This is a genomic window from Bradyrhizobium sp. MI1.7, assembly GCF_055811795.1.
On sequence record NZ_JBVVPO010000002.1, the window covers coordinates 85,347 to 104,027 of the forward strand.

General features: G+C 64.0%; 23 protein-coding genes. 14 read left to right on the plus strand and 9 right to left on the minus strand.

The genetic code is table 11. The features are described 5' to 3' along the window. Positions 1 to 15 precede the first annotated feature (15 nt). The 3 genes from AC0L3X_RS03160 to AC0L3X_RS03170 all read left to right on the plus strand — a co-directional run bounded on the left by AC0L3X_RS03160 (position 16) and on the right by AC0L3X_RS03170 (position 1,074). Positions 16 to 180, plus strand: coding sequence for a Flp family type IVb pilin (locus AC0L3X_RS03160; protein WP_028169565.1), 165 nt, complete (start codon positions 16 to 18; stop codon positions 178 to 180). A 207-nt stretch (positions 181 to 387) separates the two neighbouring features. After that, positions 388 to 642 carry a hypothetical protein gene (locus AC0L3X_RS03165; protein ID WP_028161188.1) on the plus strand — a complete coding sequence of 85 codons (255 nt, stop codon included), beginning with the start codon at positions 388 to 390 and terminating at the stop codon, positions 640 to 642. A gap of 285 nt (positions 643 to 927) precedes the next feature. Further along, positions 928 to 1,074: a hypothetical protein gene (locus tag AC0L3X_RS03170; protein ID WP_166096368.1), complete on the plus strand. Its 147-nt coding sequence runs from the start codon at positions 928 to 930 to the stop codon at positions 1,072 to 1,074. A 25-nt stretch (positions 1,075 to 1,099) separates the two neighbouring features. Here the strand turns inward: AC0L3X_RS03170 and AC0L3X_RS03175 are convergent, their stop codons facing one another. Beyond that, positions 1,100 to 1,663, minus strand: coding sequence for a bifunctional transcriptional activator/DNA repair enzyme AdaA (locus tag AC0L3X_RS03175; RefSeq protein ID WP_063986402.1), 564 nt, complete (start codon positions 1,661 to 1,663; stop codon positions 1,100 to 1,102). A gap of 140 nt (positions 1,664 to 1,803) precedes the next feature. Between AC0L3X_RS03175 and AC0L3X_RS03180 the strand changes: the two genes are divergently transcribed. From AC0L3X_RS03180 to AC0L3X_RS03190, 3 genes are all read left to right on the plus strand, one after another. Further along, positions 1,804 to 2,220: a nuclear transport factor 2 family protein gene (locus AC0L3X_RS03180; protein WP_231144940.1), complete on the plus strand. Its 417-nt coding sequence runs from the start codon at positions 1,804 to 1,806 to the stop codon at positions 2,218 to 2,220. Between the two features lie 98 nt (positions 2,221 to 2,318). Next, positions 2,319 to 3,239 carry a DMT family transporter gene (locus tag AC0L3X_RS03185; protein ID WP_063983577.1) on the plus strand — a complete coding sequence of 307 codons (921 nt, stop codon included), beginning with the start codon at positions 2,319 to 2,321 and terminating at the stop codon, positions 3,237 to 3,239. Positions 3,240 to 3,312: 73 nt separating this feature from the next. After that, complete coding sequence (locus AC0L3X_RS03190; RefSeq protein ID WP_063983576.1) at positions 3,313 to 3,714, plus strand: VOC family protein; 402 nt, start codon at positions 3,313 to 3,315, stop codon at positions 3,712 to 3,714. A 20-nt stretch (positions 3,715 to 3,734) separates the two neighbouring features. Here the strand turns inward: AC0L3X_RS03190 and AC0L3X_RS03195 are convergent, their stop codons facing one another. Next, positions 3,735 to 4,085 carry a zinc ribbon domain-containing protein YjdM gene (locus AC0L3X_RS03195; RefSeq protein WP_473316249.1) on the minus strand — a complete coding sequence of 117 codons (351 nt, stop codon included), beginning with the start codon at positions 4,083 to 4,085 and terminating at the stop codon, positions 3,735 to 3,737. Between the two features lie 287 nt (positions 4,086 to 4,372). Between AC0L3X_RS03195 and AC0L3X_RS03200 the strand changes: the two genes are divergently transcribed. From AC0L3X_RS03200 to AC0L3X_RS03215, 4 genes are all read left to right on the plus strand, one after another. Continuing rightward, positions 4,373 to 4,909: a helix-turn-helix domain-containing protein gene (locus AC0L3X_RS03200; RefSeq protein WP_063983574.1), complete on the plus strand. Its 537-nt coding sequence runs from the start codon at positions 4,373 to 4,375 to the stop codon at positions 4,907 to 4,909. Between the two features lie 252 nt (positions 4,910 to 5,161). After that, a complete protein-coding gene (locus AC0L3X_RS03205; protein WP_063983573.1) occupies positions 5,162 to 5,845 on the plus strand; it encodes a hypothetical protein in 684 nt (227 codons plus the stop codon). Between the two features lie 66 nt (positions 5,846 to 5,911). Continuing rightward, positions 5,912 to 6,193: a hypothetical protein gene (locus AC0L3X_RS03210; protein ID WP_071914421.1), complete on the plus strand. Its 282-nt coding sequence runs from the start codon at positions 5,912 to 5,914 to the stop codon at positions 6,191 to 6,193. Positions 6,194 to 6,451: 258 nt separating this feature from the next. Further along, on the plus strand, positions 6,452 to 6,664 hold the full coding sequence (locus AC0L3X_RS03215) for a hypothetical protein (protein WP_244623325.1): 213 nt from the start codon (positions 6,452 to 6,454) through the stop codon (positions 6,662 to 6,664). Positions 6,665 to 6,767: 103 nt separating this feature from the next. On the opposite strand, the gene AC0L3X_RS03220 is transcribed toward AC0L3X_RS03215, so the two are convergent. Continuing rightward, positions 6,768 to 7,562, minus strand: a complete 795-nt coding sequence (locus AC0L3X_RS03220; RefSeq protein WP_063983571.1) for a transglycosylase SLT domain-containing protein — start codon at positions 7,560 to 7,562, stop codon at positions 6,768 to 6,770. Positions 7,563 to 7,908: 346 nt separating this feature from the next. On the opposite strand from AC0L3X_RS03220, the gene AC0L3X_RS03225 reads away from it, so the two are divergent. Beyond that, positions 7,909 to 8,415 carry a hypothetical protein gene (locus tag AC0L3X_RS03225; protein ID WP_063983570.1) on the plus strand — a complete coding sequence of 169 codons (507 nt, stop codon included), beginning with the start codon at positions 7,909 to 7,911 and terminating at the stop codon, positions 8,413 to 8,415. A 68-nt stretch (positions 8,416 to 8,483) separates the two neighbouring features. Here the strand turns inward: AC0L3X_RS03225 and AC0L3X_RS03230 are convergent, their stop codons facing one another. Then, a complete protein-coding gene (locus AC0L3X_RS03230; RefSeq protein WP_071914415.1) occupies positions 8,484 to 8,747 on the minus strand; it encodes a GCG_CRPN prefix-to-repeats domain-containing protein in 264 nt (87 codons plus the stop codon). A gap of 146 nt (positions 8,748 to 8,893) precedes the next feature. Continuing rightward, positions 8,894 to 9,955, minus strand: a complete 1,062-nt coding sequence (locus tag AC0L3X_RS03235) for a prolipoprotein diacylglyceryl transferase (RefSeq protein ID WP_231145274.1) — start codon at positions 9,953 to 9,955, stop codon at positions 8,894 to 8,896. A 487-nt stretch (positions 9,956 to 10,442) separates the two neighbouring features. Between AC0L3X_RS03235 and AC0L3X_RS03240 the strand changes: the two genes are divergently transcribed. Together AC0L3X_RS03240 and AC0L3X_RS03245 are read left to right on the plus strand one after the other, a co-directional pair. Next, the gene (locus AC0L3X_RS03240) at positions 10,443 to 10,739 is read left to right on the plus strand and encodes a hypothetical protein (protein WP_063983569.1); all 297 of its coding nucleotides are present in this window, start codon (positions 10,443 to 10,445) and stop codon (positions 10,737 to 10,739) included. 100 nt (positions 10,740 to 10,839) lie between these two features. Continuing rightward, on the plus strand, positions 10,840 to 11,037 hold the full coding sequence (locus tag AC0L3X_RS03245; protein ID WP_014495617.1) for a hypothetical protein: 198 nt from the start codon (positions 10,840 to 10,842) through the stop codon (positions 11,035 to 11,037). Between the two features lie 226 nt (positions 11,038 to 11,263). Here the strand turns inward: AC0L3X_RS03245 and AC0L3X_RS03250 are convergent, their stop codons facing one another. The 4 genes from AC0L3X_RS03250 to AC0L3X_RS03265 form a co-directional block, all read right to left on the minus strand. Next, positions 11,264 to 11,956: a phasin family protein gene (locus AC0L3X_RS03250; RefSeq protein WP_231144942.1), complete on the minus strand. Its 693-nt coding sequence runs from the start codon at positions 11,954 to 11,956 to the stop codon at positions 11,264 to 11,266. Between the two features lie 143 nt (positions 11,957 to 12,099). Then, positions 12,100 to 12,273 carry a hypothetical protein gene (locus AC0L3X_RS03255; RefSeq protein WP_166096372.1) on the minus strand — a complete coding sequence of 58 codons (174 nt, stop codon included), beginning with the start codon at positions 12,271 to 12,273 and terminating at the stop codon, positions 12,100 to 12,102. Between the two features lie 38 nt (positions 12,274 to 12,311). Then, positions 12,312 to 12,500, minus strand: coding sequence for a hypothetical protein (locus AC0L3X_RS03260; RefSeq protein WP_155257768.1), 189 nt, complete (start codon positions 12,498 to 12,500; stop codon positions 12,312 to 12,314). A 761-nt stretch (positions 12,501 to 13,261) separates the two neighbouring features. After that, positions 13,262 to 17,026 (minus strand): vitamin B12-dependent ribonucleotide reductase, encoded by a 3,765-nt coding sequence (locus tag AC0L3X_RS03265; RefSeq protein ID WP_354131242.1) that lies wholly within the window; start codon positions 17,024 to 17,026, stop codon positions 13,262 to 13,264. Positions 17,027 to 17,771: 745 nt separating this feature from the next. Here AC0L3X_RS03265 and AC0L3X_RS03270 point away from each other — a divergent pair. Next, positions 17,772 to 18,668: a DMT family transporter gene (locus AC0L3X_RS03270; protein ID WP_354131243.1), complete on the plus strand. Its 897-nt coding sequence runs from the start codon at positions 17,772 to 17,774 to the stop codon at positions 18,666 to 18,668. The last annotated feature ends 13 nt before the right edge of the window (positions 18,669 to 18,681 follow it).

Below are 18,681 nucleotides of genomic sequence, written 5' to 3' on the forward strand. Positions count from 1 at the left end.
ATGCGAGTTGTGAAATTGAAATGCCTGTTGACCGAATTTGCCGCCGATGAATCCGGCGCCACCGCGATCGAATACGGCTTGATTGCAGCTGGTATCGCGCTGGCGATCATCGAGATCATCTATGCGCTCGGCACCAATCTCGTCGCAAAGCTGCAATCGCTGGCGACGGCGTTGAAATAGGCCGCGTGGACGCGGGGCATGTGCTCGGTACCTGACCGCCGCCCATAAAAGTGTCATGTCGCGTCTGGCAGGGCTTTGACCAAGCGCTTGTGCGCATTAAACATATTGCCATGCAGCGGGCGCGCTGTTGCAATGCAACGGAGCATGTCGCAATGCAGCAAAACGCGCTTAAATGTGCTCCGAACCTTCCACTCAGGAGCATCACCAATGAACAAGAAGACTCTGTCGATCGCCGCCGCCATCCTGACGATCGCGGGCAGCACCGCGGCTTTCGCCGCCGAGTTGCCGACCTATGAGGCCAACGGTTTTCCGGTCTCCCCCCTGCAGGTGCGCGTGCTTGGTGCCGCGCATGTCGAGCAGCAGGCAACCGTGCCGACCACGGTCGCTTCGGTCCACCAGGCCCGCGTGCTGACGCCGCGCAAGGTCAAGACCGCGGATGTCACGACGGGCACGGCCCGCTGATCTCAATCGTCTGAAGACAACACGAATCTGGCTCGTCTCCTCCCGAGCCTGCGCGGACCGTGTTCTCTTTCGGGAGCGCGGTCTTTTTTTGAGAGGCGAGCCGTGATTTGGCGCGGCCGTGCGCGGGTTGAGAAAGCTGCGGCAAGAAAAATCGCCGTCGCGCGCCGGTTGTGTACGGCCGTTCAAGACGCGTGTGATCTCTTTAATAGTTGCTTTGCAGATCGCGGCGCCTGATGCGGGCGCCGCTTAGTGGCGGCCAAAAACCGTTTTCATAATGGAGCCGTCATGCCCGTTGCGCAAAAAGCCGTTATTGCCACCACCTCGCCGCGCGCGTTTATTCTCAGACATATTGCATTGTTCGCAGCCGCCGCGCTGTTCGTGTTCGTGCTGAGCCTGACCTATGGACTCGATCTCAGCCCCGGGTTTTTCTGAGCGAACTTGCGCAGTTCGATTCGGGCTACGCATGCTTCGATGAGCGCAGGCTGGACGGCGATCTTCCATAGAGCTCGGCGAACGCGGCGTTGAATCTCCGCAGGCTACCGAAGCCGGCCTGGAACGCGATGTCGGTCATGGTGCGTTCGCCGGCATCGAGCAGGCGTTTTGCGCGCTGGACGCGCAGCGTCTTGGCAAGCTGCTGCGGCGTCGCGCCGACATGGCGCTCGAACAAGCGCGCCAGGTGACGCGAGGAGATGCCGAGCCGCATCGCGAGCGTCACCACCGAATCTTCATCGAGCGCGCCCTCGTTGATCAGCTTCACCGCGCGCGCGACCGTCGAACGCGTGCCGTTCCAGGCCGGGCAGAACGGTGCGGTTTCGGGACGGCAGCGCAGGCAGGGCCGGAAGCCAGAGGCTTCGGCCGCGGCCGCCGTCGGGTAATAGACGACGTTGCGCGTCAGCGGCTGCTTGGCCGGACAGACCGGGCGGCAATAGATGCCCGTGGTCTTCACCGCGGTGAAGAAGCGGCCGTCATAGCGGGAATCCCTGCGCAGGCGCGCGGCGTTGCAGTCGTCAAAACTCAGCATGACCGGATGATAGCGCATGCCTGCGCGGGCGGAAGGGCCGCGGGATGACCGAGTCCGATTGTGGCGAGCCGCAACGCGCATGGCGGCCTAGAAGCCAGCCCTCGATGCAAGCCCCCTCAATGCCAGTTCTGGAGCGCGCCGTGACCAGCCCGAAAGACATCGTCCTCAACGCCTGGAAGACCTTTTCGTCGCGCGATGCCGGCCGCATCGCCGCACTGTTCACCGACGATGCCGAATGGATCGCGCCGAAGGGCAACGCCACCGCCGTCGCGCTCGATCACACCGATCACATGGTGGGCGCGCAAGCGATCGCGCGCTTCATCGCGCAGGAGATGCACAGGATGTTTTCCGAGATCGATATCGCCTTCCGCAGCGTCTACGCCGACGGCGATGTCGTGATCGTGGAAGAGCGGATGCGTGCCACGCTTGCGGGCGGCAAGCCCTACGAGAACGACTATTGCTTCGTGTTCACGGTGGCCGGGGACCGCATTCGCGAGGTGCGGGAATACATGGACACGCGCAAGGGATGGCGGATGGTGTTCGGCGAGGAGGCATGACGGTTGATACGCTCCATCCGAGCTACGGAATCTCGCCGTGTGCCAGACCTGCAACGGCGTGGGTTGAGGCGGCTCACGCGCTGACATAAGGCTTCCTCATGGATCAGCGAACGAGCGGCGCTGACGCTCTCATTCAGAAGAACGATGCGGCGCCGGCGTTACTCGGCGTCGTCTGCGGCCTGTCGGCTGCGCTGTTCTGGGCGCTGGGCTTTGCCGGCACGCGGCACGGCCTCAAGGTCGGTTTCACCCCGGTCGATCTGCTCGTGCATCGCTATGTCTGGTCGGGCATCGCGTTCCTGCCGCTGGTCGCGCGCGCCGGCATCGGTGATCTCTGTGGCATCGGCTGGGGCAGGGGCCTTGTGCTGATGGTGCTCGGCGGTCCCGTGATGTCGCTGATCTCCTACACCGGATTCCTGTTCGTGCCGCTCGGCCACGGCAGCGTGATCCAGCCCTCCTGCGCGACGCTCGGCGGCCTCCTGCTCGCGGCAGTCGTGCTGAAGGAGCACATCTCCGCCTCGCGCCTTGCCGGCGCCCTGGTCATCGTCGGCGGCCTCTGCGTGATCGGCGCCGAATCGATCGGCCATATTGGGTCCGACGGCGTGCTCGGCGATCTGATCTTCGTGCTCACCGGATTCATGTTCGCCGGTTTTGGCGCGCTGCTGCGGCACTGGCGCGTCTCCGCCGTGTCGGCCGCGCTCGTCATCAACGTGCTGTCGCTGCTGCTGTTGCCGATCTATCTCGCCACCGTCGGTCTCGCCCATGTCGCGGCGATCGGCGTGACCGAGAATGCCATTCAGGCGCTGGCGCAGGGCGTGCTCGCCGGCCCCGCCGCGCTTTATCTGTTCGCTGTCTCGGTCCAACGCCTCGGCGTCGCCCGCGCCGCCGTGATCCCGGCCTGCGTGCCGGCGCTGACGCTCCTGGTCGGCTGGCTGCTGCTCGGCGAGCCGCCGACGATGTTGCAGGTGGCGGGCCTGGTCACGGTGCTGTGCGGGTTCTATCTGGCGCAGCGGCAGCGGTGATCGCATAGCGCGACCGGAGGTGCGGCAACATTCCGGATTATGCGTCCGCTCCATCCGGGCTACGCTGTCCGTCATGACCATCCTGCTCAACATCGACGTTCCCGACGCAGCGCAAGCGACCACCTTCTACACCGCCGCCTTCGGCCTGACGGTCGGCCGCCACTTCGGCACCGACTTCGTCGAGCTGCTGGGCTGGCCGGCGCCGGTGTATCTTCTGACCAAGCAGGCCGGCACACCGGGCGCGGGCAGCGACCGCCGGCGCTACGAGCGGCACTGGACGCCGCTGCATATCGACGTCGTCGTCGACGATGTCGATGCCGCCGTCGCGCGCGCACTTGCCGCCGGTGCGACCCTCGAGGCGCCCGCGTGCGATGTGCCTTATGGCCGGATCGCCATGCTGGCCGATCCGTTCGGGCACGGGTTTTGTCTGCTGGCATTCAGCGCGAAAGGGTATGACGCGCTGCTGGAGGAATAGCGCGAGCGGACGCGGGCGGCTTAAGCCTTCTTCACGAACTCCGATTTCAAATTCATCGCGCCGATGCCGTCGATCTTGCAGGCGATGTTGTGGCCGTCGGTGGCGTCCTGGAGGCGAATGTTCCTGACCTTGGTGCCGCCCTTGACGACCGACGACGACCCCTTGACCTTGAGGTCCTTCATCACGATGACGCTGTCGCCATCGGCGAGCGCATTACCATGCGCATCGCACACGCCGGCCTCCTGCGCGACCGGAGTGGCCGCATCGCCCCCAGTGCGCCATTCATGGGCGCATTCCGGACAGACCCAGAGATCGCGGTCCTGATAGGCGTGCTCGGACTGGCAGTTCGGGCATTTCATCGGTTCGGTCATTGCTTGCCTCGTCACCCCCTAGAGCCTTTGCTCCAGGTTTTTGTTTTGGCGCGTTTTCTTTACGAAAACCGGTATCCACTTCGCTCGAAAACGCTCTCACGGGCGCGCCGCACGCATTCCGCCGGAAAAGATGGATTGGGAGCAAATCCTTTACCATGGCGTCCGGTCCCGGTTGAAGTGCCGGAGCCTTAGGAGTTCGGGAAAAATTCCGCGGTATCCATGTCCTGATCATACGGATGCGTCGGCTACGCCGTTCGACGCTGCCGCAAGCTTTGGGAGTCCAGGTCATGAGCGAGCATCGTGCCGCTGCCAGACATCAGACGTTGCGAACCGGGATTGTCGAGTTCGACAACGGCACCGGCAGCCTCATCAGCGTGCCCTGCACGATCCGCGATGTCTCCGGCACCGGCGCCCGCCTGCAGCTCAACTCGTCGCTATGGGTCGCCGAGCAGTTCACGCTGGTCTTCAGCAGCGGACTGCGCAAGGACTGCCGCGTCGCCTGGCGCAAAGGCAGACTGATCGGCACCGCGTTCGCCGAGGGTTATGCGAGCCCGGACGAACAGGCCGTCATGATGACCGCGGACGAGCAGTCCCGGCATCGGCTCGGGATCGGTGCGCGCGTCAGAGCGGCGCGCGAGACCCGCGGCTACACCGAAGTCCAGCTCGCCGAGCGCATCGGCGTGACGCCCGCCTTCCTGGCGCTGGCCGAGAACGGCGAGGCCGACATTCCGCTCTACCAGCTGATGCACATTGCCGATTTGCTGATGGTCGGCCTCGACGGGCTCGTCGCAGGTCCGCCGCCTGAGGACGTCGACGCGGCGTAGGGGCACACCTCGCGGAACTGTCCGGCCAACAAAAATGTCGAAAACAACCCCATGCACCGTAGAAAACTCGCGTGATTTCAGGGGTCTGCGGGACCGAATATTGTGCTGCACCGTCGGCAATCCCGATCGTTGCTTGCCTCGGATCGATTTCGGTGATCCCGAATAAAATTTGACTCGTCGGGCAAAACAGGGGCACTATGGCATGGTGGCGCCGGTGCGAGGGAGAGGTGCTTCGCCGGGCCGCGGGGAGACATGCCGAAAGACCTGAAGAGAAAACTGAAGACCTACCAGACCTCGCTCGGCTTCTACGACCAGGCGGTCGCCGCACCCTCGATGAAGGCGGCGCTGGAGGCCTGGGGCGCGAGCTCCAACCTCTTCCATCAGGGCGCCGCGAGGGAGACCGACGACCCCGACATCGTCGCGGCGACCATGGCAAGCCCGGGCGTCGTGCTCCGGCGTCCGGTCGGCTCCGGCGGCCCGTTCACCGAGAACGCCGCGCTGCCGACCGATCTCGCCGACGATGAGGCCAAGCGAAAACCCAAACCCAACTCCAACTCCAAGTCCAAGCCCGAGTCCAAATCCGAGTCGAAGCAGCCTCCGGCCGAGGGCGTAACAAAACAGTCACGCAAGATTGACGATCAGGACGCGCGCAAAGCCGCCGCGGCGTTCGAGAAGGAAGAGCGGCGGCGGGACGCCGAGCGACGCAAGGAAGAGGTCGCCCTCGCCAAGGAGCGCGCCAAGGAGCGCGCGCGCCGCGACAAGGCGGTGGCCACGGCCCAGGCGGCGCTGGACAATGCGAGGCGGGAGCACGCCGCGAAGGCGGAGGCGATCGAAGCCGAGCGGGCTGTGCTCGACGAACGCGCCGAGGCCGAGCAGGGCCGGTGGGACAAGCAAAGGAAAAAGCTGGAGGAGGCTCTGCGCCGCGCGCGCACGTAGCGCGAGCGAATTTAGCTTGCCTTGCCTTGCGTCCTTTTGCACTCTTCCAGGGAAGGAGACCAACGCATGAAGATCATCACCGCCGCGTGTGCGCTCGGAACGGCCCTGGTGCTGTGCAACCTCGGGATATCGGGCGCTGAGGCCCGGACGCGGAAGGCCCAAGTGGTTCGCGAACCACAGCAGAGGCTTATCGTCACGGCGCCCGTGCTCAGGCCGACGCCGTGGGATTACTACATTGTTCCACGATATCGTTATCGCCCTGAAGACGACCGGGTCGATCCGAACGGTCCGCCCTATGTGTCGTCATGGGTCCGCTACGAGGGATGGCGGTGGCCGTACTGGTGGTAGAGGAATAGATGCGTATGATGGGTAGAGCGACTTGTCCGCCGTAGCTCGAAGAGCGAAGGCGGAAGCGAAACCCATCAATGGCCGTCATGGAATGATGGGTTTCGCAAGCGCTCCACCCATCCTGCGCGCTGCTCCTCGAGGCATCCCCGAGACGTGCTATGCTCCTGGGCGGGAGGAATCAGCATGAGAGTCCCTACCGCGATACTCGCCCTGCTTCTTTCAAGCCCGGCCGCCGCCCAGGAGTGCCAGACATGCTCAATGGCCGACGCCTGCATGAAGGAGTACTCTAAGGCAACGTTGGAGGCCCAAAGGGCCACGAAGCAAGCAATCCGGGACTGGAAGCAGAATCTGGACCGAAAGGCCTCCGCCGAATTGTCCAGCAGGGGCATACTCGCATTGCAGGACGCGATGGAGGCGCAGGTTCGTTCCGAGCTGGAGCGGCTGAAGGAGTGCCTGGCGAAGATCAGGTAGGGCGCAAGCGCGCGGCGGAAAGCACCCGCATATAGGGACGCGCGCCCTCGCGACCATGAATGTCTAGGCTGGTGCGCTTCGCGCAGCCGCAGGCAAACCCACCCTACGGGTCATCCGCCGATAGCCGCAGGAACTGCCGCTTCATCGCGTTGACCCTGGCGATATAGCTTGCAACCGAGTGATCGCCGCAGCGTTCGTCGGCGATCATCTGAAACTTGCGGCGCGCGTAGGCTGTGGCGGGACCGGCGCCGCAGAGATGGATGAAGGCGGCCAGATCCTGCTTCTGCTCGCGGCTTGCCTTCACATCGCCCGCGCGAGCGAGAACGTCAGCCACGTTGCGGTCCAGATACACCGATGCCAGCTCGATGGCGTGGCTCGGGATCGCGCGGCTATAGAGGCCCGTGAACCCGCAACCGGTCTCCGTGACCGCGTTGCCGCGGACACAGAACCGTGCGGCGTCGGCGTAGGCGGGATCGGTCATCTGGTAGAGGCCGACGGCGCTGGAGGCGGGCCGGTAGATCGCGAGCGGATTGAGGCTCAATCGCCAGCGCCAGTAGGTGCGCGCCACGGGATTGCCCGAGCTCTCGACCTGCGCCAGCGCGGCCAGCAATTCGGGCGTGATCGTCGCGGTGGAAAAGCTTCGGAACAGCGGCCCGTATTGCCGCCAGTTCTCGGCCGGCTCCTTGTCGAGCGCGTTGCCGACAAGGACGAACAGCTCGGTCGGCTTGCGGATGACGTGATAGACGATGTTCAGAAGCGCAGCGACCGCAAGCAGGATCGCCACGCTGCCTGCGATCCGAACCATCCGCGGTGCGCGCGCGAACCTCTTTCGCATCCACCGGGCGCCTCGCCGGACGCTGCGAAGGCGGGGGAGGAGGCGTTTGCTTTTTCGTGGCATGGGTCTGGTGGGAGCGCGTGGATGAGTTGAGGCTTTGCGAAATCCATCACCTGACGGGGTCGATGGGGATCGACTCGCTCCACCCATCCTATGGATCGTGTGGGGGTATCACTGCAACGATTCGTCCCTGTCCTCTGAGAGTTGGGTGCACCGTCACCGCAATTCGAACCGCAACTATGAGAGGTTGAGCGTTGATGACATCCATCATCGCTGCGTGCCGCGGCGGAAACTGCACAAAAATGGCAAAGCTGCGACTGTCAACGACATATCTGATTAGAAGGTCGCTTATCCACGTAATACACTCAGCGCCGTTTGGGGTACGGGGAGCGTATTGGGAGGGTCAATCATGGCAAGTGTCGAACAATTGCGCAGACGTGAAGGCGTAAACTTGGTCCAGCTCGAGGCGGACATTGCATCGGTGCGCACGGGAAGCTCGATTGCTTCAATTGCGCTGCCCGATTACGTCGAGCACACCGAGGGGGTCACGCGCGTGGGCGCGCTCAGTGCAGAGGCGGTCATTCGTGACTATGAGTCCGCTGCGAAAGAGATCGAGGCCATGGGCGCCGAGCTGATCGATGCCGCGCGAAAATGCGAGGCGCTGACAGCCCAGGTCCATGATGCGATCGCCTTCATGCGCGAGACGGCAGCGGGGTATCGCGACGAGGGGCGGAAGATCTTCAAGCGCATCGAGGAATGCGCGCTCTTCACGGAAGACGTCCGCAAGACGTGCGAGCAGGTCAAGCGCAGGATGAAGGACGTCTCGGTCGGCGAGTACTGCAGCGAGGAGCTTGCGACGGAAGAGCTCGAGCCGACCGGGATCGCAGCCACGGTGTCGGTGTGCGAGGTACGGTGAGGCGGGCGTAGAGCGTAGTTCGCAGGATGGGGTGAGCGCTCGCGCGCCCCCATCCTGCGGGCTGGGCTTCAAAGCCAATCGCGCGTCGACGGGAAACAAGCCCGTTTGCGAGAGTCCCAGACGTAATCCGAACCGCCGCAAGGCGGACGCGCACGCGACGTGGCCGGACATTGATTCCAGACCCGCGCACCCGTTGCCCAGCCATCGACCACGCACGCGCCGGAAACGGTGGCGTGGCAACCGGTGCCGCAGCCGTCTGCGGCGCTGGCCGCGCAGACTGCAAACAGAAGCATCATTGGGGTCAACAGGACGCGTGAAAGGTGCCTGGTCATGGGCTTGCTCCTTCATGCCGAGGCCCGTCGTGACGTCGCACAGATCTGGCCGAGGGCCTGCCGGCCGATCGCCGCGCAGCATAGCACCAAGGTTCTTGGCACCAAGGCTCTTGGCACCAAGCCTCTTGGCCGAGAACGCTGACGGCTTACCAATCCGGATCGTAGGGGTCGGCCATATAGGGCGGGGGCATCCAGCGTCCTCGCGGCGGCGGTGGCCTGGGCCGCCGGGGGGCGGTCGCTTGCACGTGCGGCCGTGCAGGCGCAGCCGTCTCGTTGCTCGTCGCGCTCCGCACGACCGGTTTCGCGGGTGCAGGCGCGGCTGACGTCGTCAGTTGCGTTTGCAGCGCCTGGACCTGTGCGGCGAGGCGCGCATTGTCCGCGGCATCCTTCTCCTGCGCCGCCTTGAGCTGTTGAATGGTGTCGGCCTGCTCGCGCAGCGTCTGCTCGTTGCGGCTTTTCAGTTGCTCGAGCTTTCCGTTGATGCTCGCAAGCTCGCTGGTGATGGTCTTGAGCGATTGCGCGAGATCGGACGATGACGGATCAGGCGCCGTGGCGCCGGTTCTTGGCGCGTCAGGTCTTGCAGCGTCAGGTTTTGGAGCCTCAGCTCTTGGAGCGTCAGTTCTTGGAGCGCTTTCCGTTTCCTTGCCGAGCGGCGGCGCGGGCACCGGACTGGGCCCATCCGCAGCAGCCAGTTGCACGGCCGGCGGTTGCGCCGGACTTTCGACCACGGACGCTCGCGCGGGTTCGCTCGCGGCCGGCGGAGCCCATCGCGCCATGATGGACCTGGTCATCGACTTGGCCTCATCGCGATATTGCGAAGCGAAGGCGGCGCCGAGAAGGCCGATCGCCAACACGAGGCCAACCAAGGCACGCAGCATGGTCCGATCTCCCTTCAGGCCTTGATTGCCCACCTTGCTAACCGGTGCCGGCACCTTGTCCTTGGGACCCTCGGCTGCCTTCGCACCGGCGCTGGCCTGCGAGGCCCGCGGGGCTTCGTTGCCGCGTTCCATTCCGGAAACCAGCCGGTCCAGCCGCGCAAGGTCTTGCTCTGCGCTCTTGATCTGGTCATAGGCCCGTGCCAGCCCGCCATCGGCGCGCACCTCGTCCGGCTTGGCGGCCTCAGGCTTGTGGGCCTCAGGCTTGTCGGTATCAGGCTTGTCGGTATCAGGCTTGGGGTCGTTCGCTTCAGGCACCGATGCGCGCTCCATCCAGTCGGGCGTCAATGGGAGTGCGGCAGTCCGATCGTCGGAAGGATAGGCCTCACCGTTGTCCAACACAACGCGCGCGCGAAGGAGAAATTATGGCGGGCTACGGTTGCTGAAGCAGCCGGGCGCTGCTCCCCGGGGCATCCCTGCGACGTGCTGTGCTATCGCGGGAGGAAGCGCCATGAGGGTCTCTACCGCGACACTCGCCCTGCTTCTTTCAGGTCCGGCCGCGGCCCGGGAGTGCCAGACATGCTCAATGGCCGACGCCCACATGAAGGAGTACGTTAAGACGACGTCGGAGGCCCAAAAGGCCACCAAGCAAGCCATCCGGGATTGGAAGCAGAATCTGGACAGAAAGGCCTCCGCAGAATTGTCCAGCAGGGCATACTCGCATTGCAAGACGCCATGGAGGCGCAGGTTCGTACGGAGCTGGAGCGCCTGAAGGAGTCCTGGCGAAGATCAGGTAGGGAGGGGCGCAAAGGAGGATCCAATGAAATCGCTTCTGCTGCTCACGGCGAGCGGTCCGCTGCTCATTCTCACCTCGCACCAGTCCCTGGACGACCAGAAGCTCCTTGGGGTGCTCAGGCAAAAAGGTATCGGCAAGTTCGTCGCGTTCGAGGTTCCCTTGTCGCTCGCCAGAGAGCGCTACGGCGGGCACTTTCACGCGGTCGAAAGCAATCTGCACGAGACCGATGATTTGAGAGTGCTCGACTTCAACGGCCAGCGGGTCTTTCAGCTCTTTCATTTCGAAGAGCTCGGTTCACCGATCCTGGTAGAGCGGTCGTGATCCGGTTTTGTTCGGCGGCGAAAGGGGATGTGTCGAGTAGGGCTGTTCCGAAGGGACGCCGATTGAGGTACGGTGGAAGCTTGGACCCGTGGAGTCTGCCATGACGTCATATACTGTCGGGTTGAAGCTCGGGGTGCGTGCCAAGGTGCTCACGATCGAAGCCGAGGACGCATTGGTCGCGGCGCTGAAGATCAAGCTCGAGAACCCCGAGGCACTCGTCACCTACGTTCGCAAGTCAAATCGGCGTGGCGATCGTCGCCACCCGCACGAAGTGCAGCGGGCCAAGACAACCGGCTAAAGCGCGATGAGATTGGGATGAATCGTCATCGCGCTTTAGGTTGTTGTTTGAGCATGATCTTTTCGGAAAACCGCTTCGCACTTTTCCGGATCATGCGTTAGCCGATGCCGAGACCGCGGCAGGTAGCCCGGATTTCGCTTCCGCCTTCGCTCTTCGAGCTACGGCGGACAAGTCGCTCCATCCGGGCTACGCTCGCTCCCCCCTGCGTCGGAGTACGCAGTTGTCGTTAGTGACGTGTCGCGCGGATTTCGAGCGTCGTCTGGGTGAGCTTGGCCACGAACCCCTCAAAATGCATGACCCTTTGTCTGGTCAATTGTCCATGCAACTCGGCGATCTTCTGGGATTCGGCGATCAACGATCCGCACACCTGTTTCGCGTACTCCATCTGAAGCTGAAAGGCCTCGACGGGTGAGCGCGCCGCCGCGAGCTTTCCCAGGAAGTTCCAGGCGTGCTCAAGCGACGTCCTCGTGTAGTCGCTATAGGCATCGGCAATCGCCTGCGGGCTGGCCTGGGAGGGTTCCACCGGTGCGACGGGCGCGCTTGCAGCGATCTCCATCCCGGAAGCCTCGCCCGGCAAGGCTGCAGCCGAGGGTACCTGAGCACTGATCTCTCGGCTCGTCTCTTGCCTTATCTCTTGCTCGGCCTCTTGCCTGTTCTCTTGCTTGTTCTCTTGCTTAGTCTCTTGGCTGATCTCCGCCGAGGCATCCGGCAGTTGATGGGCTGCAGCTGCGTGTTGCTCGCCGGCCCTGGTCCGTTGCCCGGCCTTCTTCTTCGCGCCGCGCCGGCCGGATTTTCCCGTTGTCTTATTTTCGCCCGCACTCAACATTGCAAATGACTCCTGAATATCGCTGAAGCCGCAAGCCTCCGTCGTGTTTGCGCTGAAATCGCGATTGTGGGTTGTCGCTTGCGTGGCGGCCATGTGGTGAGATTTTGCCGGGCATCGGCAAGGCGCAATTCGCGGGTGACGGCCTGGACTGCTTCGCAGCGCCCGTCATCGGGCCGCGCTCCGCGCGGACCCGGTGGCTCGCAATGACGGGCGTCCTGGTCCTCGCGCGTTCGTCGTCACCCGAACAGGGCGACATAGACCACGTAGAGCCAGCCCAAGATGCCGTGGATGATCGCCCACAGGATCGAATGATTGTTGGTGTAGGAGATTGCGATGGCGAGTGCGGAGCCAAAACCCACGCCGTATTTGGCGCCCTCGACCCGAACCCCGTAGTAGCGATTGCCGTTCATGGCGGTCCTTCCTGCGGGCCACGCTTGCTCATCACGCCTTATAAAAGTCTTCCGCCAATTGTGAAATGGCACACAGACGGCAGCCCTCGGGTCTGCTTCTTTAGCACCGACACTATACCCTCGTGCGCTTGCTCGGCGATGCGCACCGGCGGGTCGGCATTTGGCAATTTCGGGATGATCGCTATGGGCGTTTTCAATCGCACGGCCATGCTTTGCAGCTCTTTCATCGTGTCCACCATGAGCGGGTGAACCGAGAGATTTTCGCGTGCGCGCAACGGCGCGTGCAGGGATTTTTCTTGAGGCCCCGCCGGTGACGGACGGGGCCTTTCCATTTTTCATGTCAGCCCACGACTGCCCGGCGGTGCCTTCGCGAAGAAGGATGCAGGGTCATGTGGGAGTATTTTGGACCCGATTTCGCTTTTGACGTGGTGAAGGGATTTGTCGCCGGCGTTGCCTCCATAGCGTTTCAGGTCGTGGCGCCGCGGGCGTTTCATGCCGCGAAGCGATTTCGCGCGCACTGGGTTGCCAGAAAAGACGCAAGACAAGCCGCAAGGCAAGCACGCCGCAACGCGCCGGCGAATGATGAGCCGTGAGGTCTCGTAGGATGGGTGGAGCGAACGCTCCACCCATTCCTACACCCTTCCCAGATATCGCTACCCTGATCCGAGCTACGAATTGCCGATATCCGCCGCCAGCCGCAGAAACTGGCGCTTCATCGCGAAAGGCCATTTTCGCTCAATTGCTCTCAGCGGTCGTATCGACGGAAATCCCGATTACCAAAGCTAGGTGCGAGTTCGAACGCCCCCGGAAGGGGCGTTCGGTCGCCCGCTTTTTGGTGCGATCGGACCCTCATATAGAAGTCGGAACTTCATGGTTAGCTCGCCCGCTGCGGGTGCGTTTGCAGCTGAATATTCGCTGGGGACCAATAGCAAAAGACCCGCTGAGTCGATCAGCGGGTCTCGCCAAGGCTGCGACTATAACGTGGTGCTCACGAACACCCGGTCGTGCTGCCGCAAGTATCGCACTTCATGCACGTGCCATTTCGCACCAGCGTGAAGTTGCCGCACTCCGAGCACATCTCGCCTTCGTAGCCCTTGGCCTTGGCTTCCGCGCGGCGCTCGGCCTTGCTGGGAACCAGGGTCTGCGCGGTGCCGGACTTGCTCCACTGGAGCTGCTCGAGCTTCTCCGTCGGCGACAGGTCGTGGGCCACTTCCTGCTTCAGCGCGACCGCGCCTTCCAGGGCATCGCCGACCCGCGCGCTTGCGCCGTGCGAGGCCAGCGCCGTGACCTTGCTGCCACCGGTCGGGGCACTGTCGTTACCCTGGGCGACCGCGGTGGAGCCGCCGCGCATCACGACGAGGTTGTCGGTGCGGGAGCGGGTGAGGCCGCGCGAGACCAGCTTGGTCGCGTGCTGGGTCTCGTCCGGCTCCTTGCCTTCCTCGACGCCCTTGCCGAGCGCGTCGAAGTTCGACTCGGTCGGATCGACATGGGCGAGATCGAAGCGCGACATGTAGCTCACCGCGAGCTCGCGGAAGACGTAGTCGAGGATCGAGGTCGCGTACTTGATGCTGTCGTTGCCCTGCACGGGGCCCGCCGGCTCGAAGCGGGTGAAGGTGAAGGCGTCGACATATTCGTCGAGCGGCACGCCGTACTGGAGGCCCAGCGACACCGCGATGGCGAAGTTGTTGATGAAGGAGCGGAGCGCTGCGCCTTCCTTGTGCATGTCGATGAAGATCTCGCCGAGACGGCCGTCGTCATATTCGCCGGTCCGCAGGTAGACCTTGTGGCCGCCGACGACCGCCTTCTGGGTGTAGCCCTTGCGGCGATCCGGCATCTTCTCGCGCTCGCGCATCACGATGATGCGCTCGACCAGCTTCTCGACGATCTTTTCCGAGACCTGGGTGGCACGCGCCGCCATCGGCTTTTCGTAGAGTGACTCGGCCGCATCCTCCTCGTCCTCATCGTCGGCGATGAGCTGCGAGTTGAGCGGCTGGGAGAGCTTCGAGCCATCGCGATAGAGCGCGTTGGCCTTCAGCGCGAGCTTCCACGACAGCATGTAGGCGGACTTGCAGTCCTCCACCGTGGCGTCGTTCGGCATGTTGATGGTCTTGGAGATCGCACCCGAGATGAAGGGCTGGGCCGCCGCCATCATGCGGATGTGGCTCTCGACCGACAGATAGCGCTTGCCGATCTTGCCGCAGGGATTGGCGCAGTCGAACACCGAATAGTGCTCGGCCTTCAGGTGCGGGGCACCTTCCACCGTCATCGCGCCGCAGATGTGGACGTTGGCCGCCTCGATCTCGCGCTTGGTGAAGCCCACGGCCTGAAGCAGGTCGAAGCCGGGGGCTGCGATCGCCTCGGCACCGATGCCGAGCTGGTCGCGGATGAAATCCTCGCCAAAGGTCCACTTGTTGAAGGCGAACTTGATGTCGAAGGCGGTCGGCAGGGCCTTTTCGACCTTGGCGATGGCTTCATCGGTGAAGCCCTTGGCCTTCAGCGTCGAGGCGTTGATGGCCGGCGCGTTGGAGAGCGAGCCGTGGCCGACGGCGTAGGCTTCGATCTCCGCGATCTCGCTCTCGCGATAGCCGAGCGCGCGCAGCGCCGCGGGGACCGCGCGGTTGATGATCTTGAAGTAGCCGCCGCCGGCGAGCTTCTTGAATTTGACCAGCGCGAAGTCGGGCTCGATGCCGGTGGTGTCGCAATCCATCACGAGGCCGATCGTGCCGGTCGGTGCGATCACCGTGGTCTGGGCGTTGCGATAGCCGTGCTTCTCGCCGAGCTCGAGCGCCGCATCCCAGGCGGCCTGCGCGTGGCTGACGAGGTCAGCCTGCGGGCAGGAGACGAGGTCCATCGGCACCGGGTTCACCGAGAGCGCCTCGTAGCCGTTGGACTGGCCGTGGGCGGCGCGGCGGTGGTTGCGGATCACGCGCAGCATGTGCGCGGCGTTCTTCTTGTAGCCCGGGAAGGTGCCGAGCTCGGCCGCCATCTCCGCCGAGGTCTTGTAGGTGATGCCGGTCATCACAGCGGTGAGGGCGCCGCAGAGCGCGCGGCCTTCCTTGCTGTCATAGGACAGGCCCATGGTCATCAGCAGGCCGCCGATGTTGGCATAGCCGAGGCCGAGCGTGCGGAACTCGTAGGAGAGCTCGGCGATCGCGCGCGACGGGAACTGCGCCATCATCACGGAGATTTCGAGCACGATGGTCCAGAGCTGGCAGAGGTGCTCGTAGCCGGCGACGTCGAACTGCTTGGTCTCGGTGTTGTAGAAGGTCAGCAGGTTGGCGGAGGCGAGGTTGCACGCCGTGTCGTCCAGGAACATATATTCCGAGCACGGATTGGACGCGCGGATGTCGCCGGACGCCTTGCAGGTGTGCCAGTCGTTCATGGTGGTGTTGAAGTGCAGGCCCGGGTCGGCCGACGCCCAGGCGGCGTAGCCGATCTTTTCCCAGAGGTCGCGCGCCTTCAGCGTCTTGGTGATCTTCTTCGTCGTGCGTCCCACGAGGTTCCAGTCGCCATCCGTTTCCACGGCGCGGAGGAAGTCGTCCTTCAGCGAGACCGAGTTGTTGGAGTTCTGGCCCGAAACGGTGAGGTAGGCTTCCGAATCCCAGTCGGTGTCATAGACGTCGAACTGGATGTCCTTGTAGCCCTGCTTGGCGAACTGCATCACGCGCTTGATGTAATTGTCAGGCACAAGGCTGCGGCGCGCGAGCTTGATCTCGCGGCGGAGCGCCGGGTTCTTCTCGGGATCGAAGCAATCGTCGCCCGAGCCTTCGCAGTTCACGCAGGCCTTCAGCACCGCCTTGAGGTGCTTCTGGTTGATCTTGGATCCGGTGACGAGAGCCGCGACCTTCTGCTCCTCCTTCACCTTCCAGTCGATATAGGTCTCGATGTCGGGGTGATCGACGTCGACGACGACCATCTTGGCCGCGCGGCGCGTGGTGCCGCCCGACTTGATCGCGCCGGCTGCCCGGTCGCCGATCTTGAGGAAGCTCATGAGGCCGCTCGAGCGGCCGCCGCCGGAGAGCTTCTCGCCTTCGCCGCGCAGGCGGGAGAAGTTGGAGCCGGTGCCGGAACCGTATTTGAACAGGCGCGCTTCGCGGACCCAGAGGTCCATGATGCCGCCCTCGTTGACGAGGTCGTCACCGACGCCCTGGATGAAGCAGGCGTGCGGCTGCGGGTGCTCGTAGGCGGACTTGGACTTGGTCAGCTTGCCGGTGAAGGGGTCGACGTAATAGTGGCCCTGGCCGGGGCCGTCGATGCCATAGGCCCAGTGCAGACCGGTGTTGAACCATTGCGGCGAGTTCGGCGCGACCATCTGCATGGCGAGCATGTAGCGGATCTCGTCATAGAAGGTCTGGGCGTCCTCGTCGGAGGAGAAGTAGTTGCCCTTCCAGCCCCAATAGGTCCAGCAGCCGGCCAGACGATCGAACACCTGCTTGGCCGAGAGCTCGCTGACGAAGCGCTCTTTCTCGGGGAGAGCGGCGAGCGCCTCGGTGTCGGGCACGGAGCGCCACAGGAAGGAGGGGACGCACTCCTCCTCGACCTTCTTCAGGCGCGCGGCGACGCCGGCTTTGCGAAAGTACTTCTGGGCGAGCACGTCGGAGGCGACCTGCGACCACTCGGTCGGCACCTCGACGTTCTCAAGCTTGAACACGACCGAGCCGTCGGGATTCCGGATCTCCGACGTGGTCAGCCGGAAATCGATCCCGGCGTAAGGTGACTGTCCCGAAGTGGTGTGGCGCCGCTCAATCCGCATGGTCTTGCCCCGTCCTTTTATCTGCCGGACTGCCTCCGCAAGGCGCCCGGGTCGCTATTTCGGTTCGCGATTCCTCCAAGGGCCTCATCGGCCCAAAGGCTTCGCAGTTCAGCCGGTGGATCCGGCCCAGTTTCTCCCGGCGCGATGGTTCTCATCCGCCGGCATGTCCACACCCATCCGCCCCCAAGGGGATGTGCGCGACATGCGTTCAACGCCCCACACGCCACTTCAACCAATGCCATCCGAGCCTGTTGCCGGCCCGTTCTGGCGCCCGAAGGTCTGCATTTCGAGGGCAGACAAGCCCTCATCCGCGGCCTTTGGCTGGCTTGGCGGAGTGACGATTTGCGAGACCCTTTGGGGGAGTGCCGGCGGGACGCAAACTCACTCGCGCCGAACGGACCGAAAGCTAGGACTCTCCGTTGCGCCCGTCAAGAACTAGTGCGAGTTCCTGAATCAAATACTAAATATGGTGGATTGCGGGGGATAACAGGGGGCAAGCCCGCGCCTGTTGTTGAGCCAAGTATCAGTGAGTCCTCAGGGATTCCCAACCAAAAAAATTTGCATCCCGTGACGATACGGACCCTTCACCCCACTGTTCACAGGGCAGGTATATTTTTCGGGACCGGGGTTGCCTCAGCGGGACTCACGTAGGGCTACGGAAGGTGAGGGCAGGCATGCCCGCCGGGGTGGTGGTGGCGCGTGCGAATCCGCGCCAAGCTGACCGCGATTTTGCCGGGTACCCCACATGCTTGATTCGACTCGCCGGGATGCGCGACCGCGCATCGCCCCGGCCGGCCTGATGTTCCTCGCCATTACCTCGATCGGCTGGGGCTTCAACTGGCCGGTGACGAAATTCCTGCTGTCTGAGCTGCCGCCGCTGACGCTGCGCGGGGTGACCGGCGTGCTGGGCGCGGTGCTGCTCGCCGCCCTCGCGCTGATCCGCCGCCAGAGCCTCAAGGTGGGGCCGGGGATCTGGCCGCGCTTACTGACCGCCGCCGTCCTCAACGTCACCGGCTGGATGGTGCTGATGGGCCTGGCGCTGCTCTGGCTGCCGGCCAGCGAGGCGGCGCTGATCGCCTACACCATGCCGGTCTGGGCCTCGCTGATCGCCTGGCCAGTGCTGGGCGAGCGGCCGACCGTGCTGCGCACGCTGGGGCTGGTGATGGCCTTCGTCGGCCTGGCCTCGATCATGGGCGGCAACGGCTTTGCCGCAAGCGTGGAGAAGCTGCCGGGCATCATCATGGCGCTGGGCGGCGCGATCGGCTTCGCCGTCGGCACGGTGTTCTCGAAGAAGTACCCGATCCATCTGCCGCCGATCACGGCCGCGGCCTGGCAGATCGGGATCGGCTGCCTGCCGATCTCGATCATCGGCCTCTTGGTCGAGACCACGCATCTTTCGCTGGTGACGCCGGTCGGCTGGTGGTTGCTGGTCTATTCCACCGTGGTGCAGTTCTGCATTGCCTATGTCAGCTGGTTCGCGGCACTGGCGCGGCTGCCGGCCTCGGTCGCCGCGATCGGCACCATGGCAGTGCCGGTGATTGGCGTAGTCGCCTCCGCGCTGGCGCTGGGCGAGCCGTTGGGACCGGGCCAGATCGCCGCGCTGACCTTCACGCTGGCGGCCGTGGTGCTGGCGACGCGCTAGCTCGAGAACCAGG

Excerpts from the sequence above, each read along its gene's own strand:
- AC0L3X_RS03170 (WP_166096368.1), top strand. The coding sequence starts at position 928 with ATGCCCGTTGCGCAAAAAGCCGTTATTGCCACCACCTCGCCGCGCGCG.
- AC0L3X_RS03210 (WP_071914421.1), top strand. The coding sequence starts at position 5,912 with ATGAAGATCATCACCGCCGCGTGTGCGCTCGGAACGGCCCTGGTGCTG.
- AC0L3X_RS03255 (WP_166096372.1), bottom strand. The coding sequence starts at position 12,273 with ATGAACGGCAATCGCTACTACGGGGTTCGGGTCGAGGGCGCCAAATAC.
- AC0L3X_RS03250 (WP_231144942.1), bottom strand. The coding sequence starts at position 11,956 with ATGGCCGCCACGCAAGCGACAACCCACAATCGCGATTTCAGCGCAAAC.
- AC0L3X_RS03240 (WP_063983569.1), top strand. The coding sequence starts at position 10,443 with ATGAAATCGCTTCTGCTGCTCACGGCGAGCGGTCCGCTGCTCATTCTC.
- AC0L3X_RS03175 (WP_063986402.1), bottom strand. The coding sequence starts at position 1,663 with ATGCTGAGTTTTGACGACTGCAACGCCGCGCGCCTGCGCAGGGATTCC.
- AC0L3X_RS03195 (WP_473316249.1), bottom strand. The coding sequence starts at position 4,085 with ATGACCGAACCGATGAAATGCCCGAACTGCCAGTCCGAGCACGCCTAT.
- AC0L3X_RS03185 (WP_063983577.1), top strand. The coding sequence starts at position 2,319 with ATGGATCAGCGAACGAGCGGCGCTGACGCTCTCATTCAGAAGAACGAT.
- AC0L3X_RS03220 (WP_063983571.1), bottom strand. The coding sequence starts at position 7,562 with ATGCCACGAAAAAGCAAACGCCTCCTCCCCCGCCTTCGCAGCGTCCGG.
- AC0L3X_RS03265 (WP_354131242.1), bottom strand. The coding sequence starts at position 17,026 with ATGCGGATTGAGCGGCGCCACACCACTTCGGGACAGTCACCTTACGCC.
- AC0L3X_RS03245 (WP_014495617.1), top strand. The coding sequence starts at position 10,840 with ATGACGTCATATACTGTCGGGTTGAAGCTCGGGGTGCGTGCCAAGGTG.
- AC0L3X_RS03215 (WP_244623325.1), top strand. The coding sequence starts at position 6,452 with ATGGCCGACGCCTGCATGAAGGAGTACTCTAAGGCAACGTTGGAGGCC.
- AC0L3X_RS03235 (WP_231145274.1), bottom strand. The coding sequence starts at position 9,955 with ATGGAGCGCGCATCGGTGCCTGAAGCGAACGACCCCAAGCCTGATACC.
- AC0L3X_RS03225 (WP_063983570.1), top strand. The coding sequence starts at position 7,909 with ATGGCAAGTGTCGAACAATTGCGCAGACGTGAAGGCGTAAACTTGGTC.
- AC0L3X_RS03165 (WP_028161188.1), top strand. The coding sequence starts at position 388 with ATGAACAAGAAGACTCTGTCGATCGCCGCCGCCATCCTGACGATCGCG.
- AC0L3X_RS03270 (WP_354131243.1), top strand. The coding sequence starts at position 17,772 with ATGCTTGATTCGACTCGCCGGGATGCGCGACCGCGCATCGCCCCGGCC.
- AC0L3X_RS03190 (WP_063983576.1), top strand. The coding sequence starts at position 3,313 with ATGACCATCCTGCTCAACATCGACGTTCCCGACGCAGCGCAAGCGACC.
- AC0L3X_RS03205 (WP_063983573.1), top strand. The coding sequence starts at position 5,162 with ATGCCGAAAGACCTGAAGAGAAAACTGAAGACCTACCAGACCTCGCTC.
- AC0L3X_RS03260 (WP_155257768.1), bottom strand. The coding sequence starts at position 12,500 with ATGAAAGAGCTGCAAAGCATGGCCGTGCGATTGAAAACGCCCATAGCG.
- AC0L3X_RS03200 (WP_063983574.1), top strand. The coding sequence starts at position 4,373 with ATGAGCGAGCATCGTGCCGCTGCCAGACATCAGACGTTGCGAACCGGG.
- AC0L3X_RS03230 (WP_071914415.1), bottom strand. The coding sequence starts at position 8,747 with ATGACCAGGCACCTTTCACGCGTCCTGTTGACCCCAATGATGCTTCTG.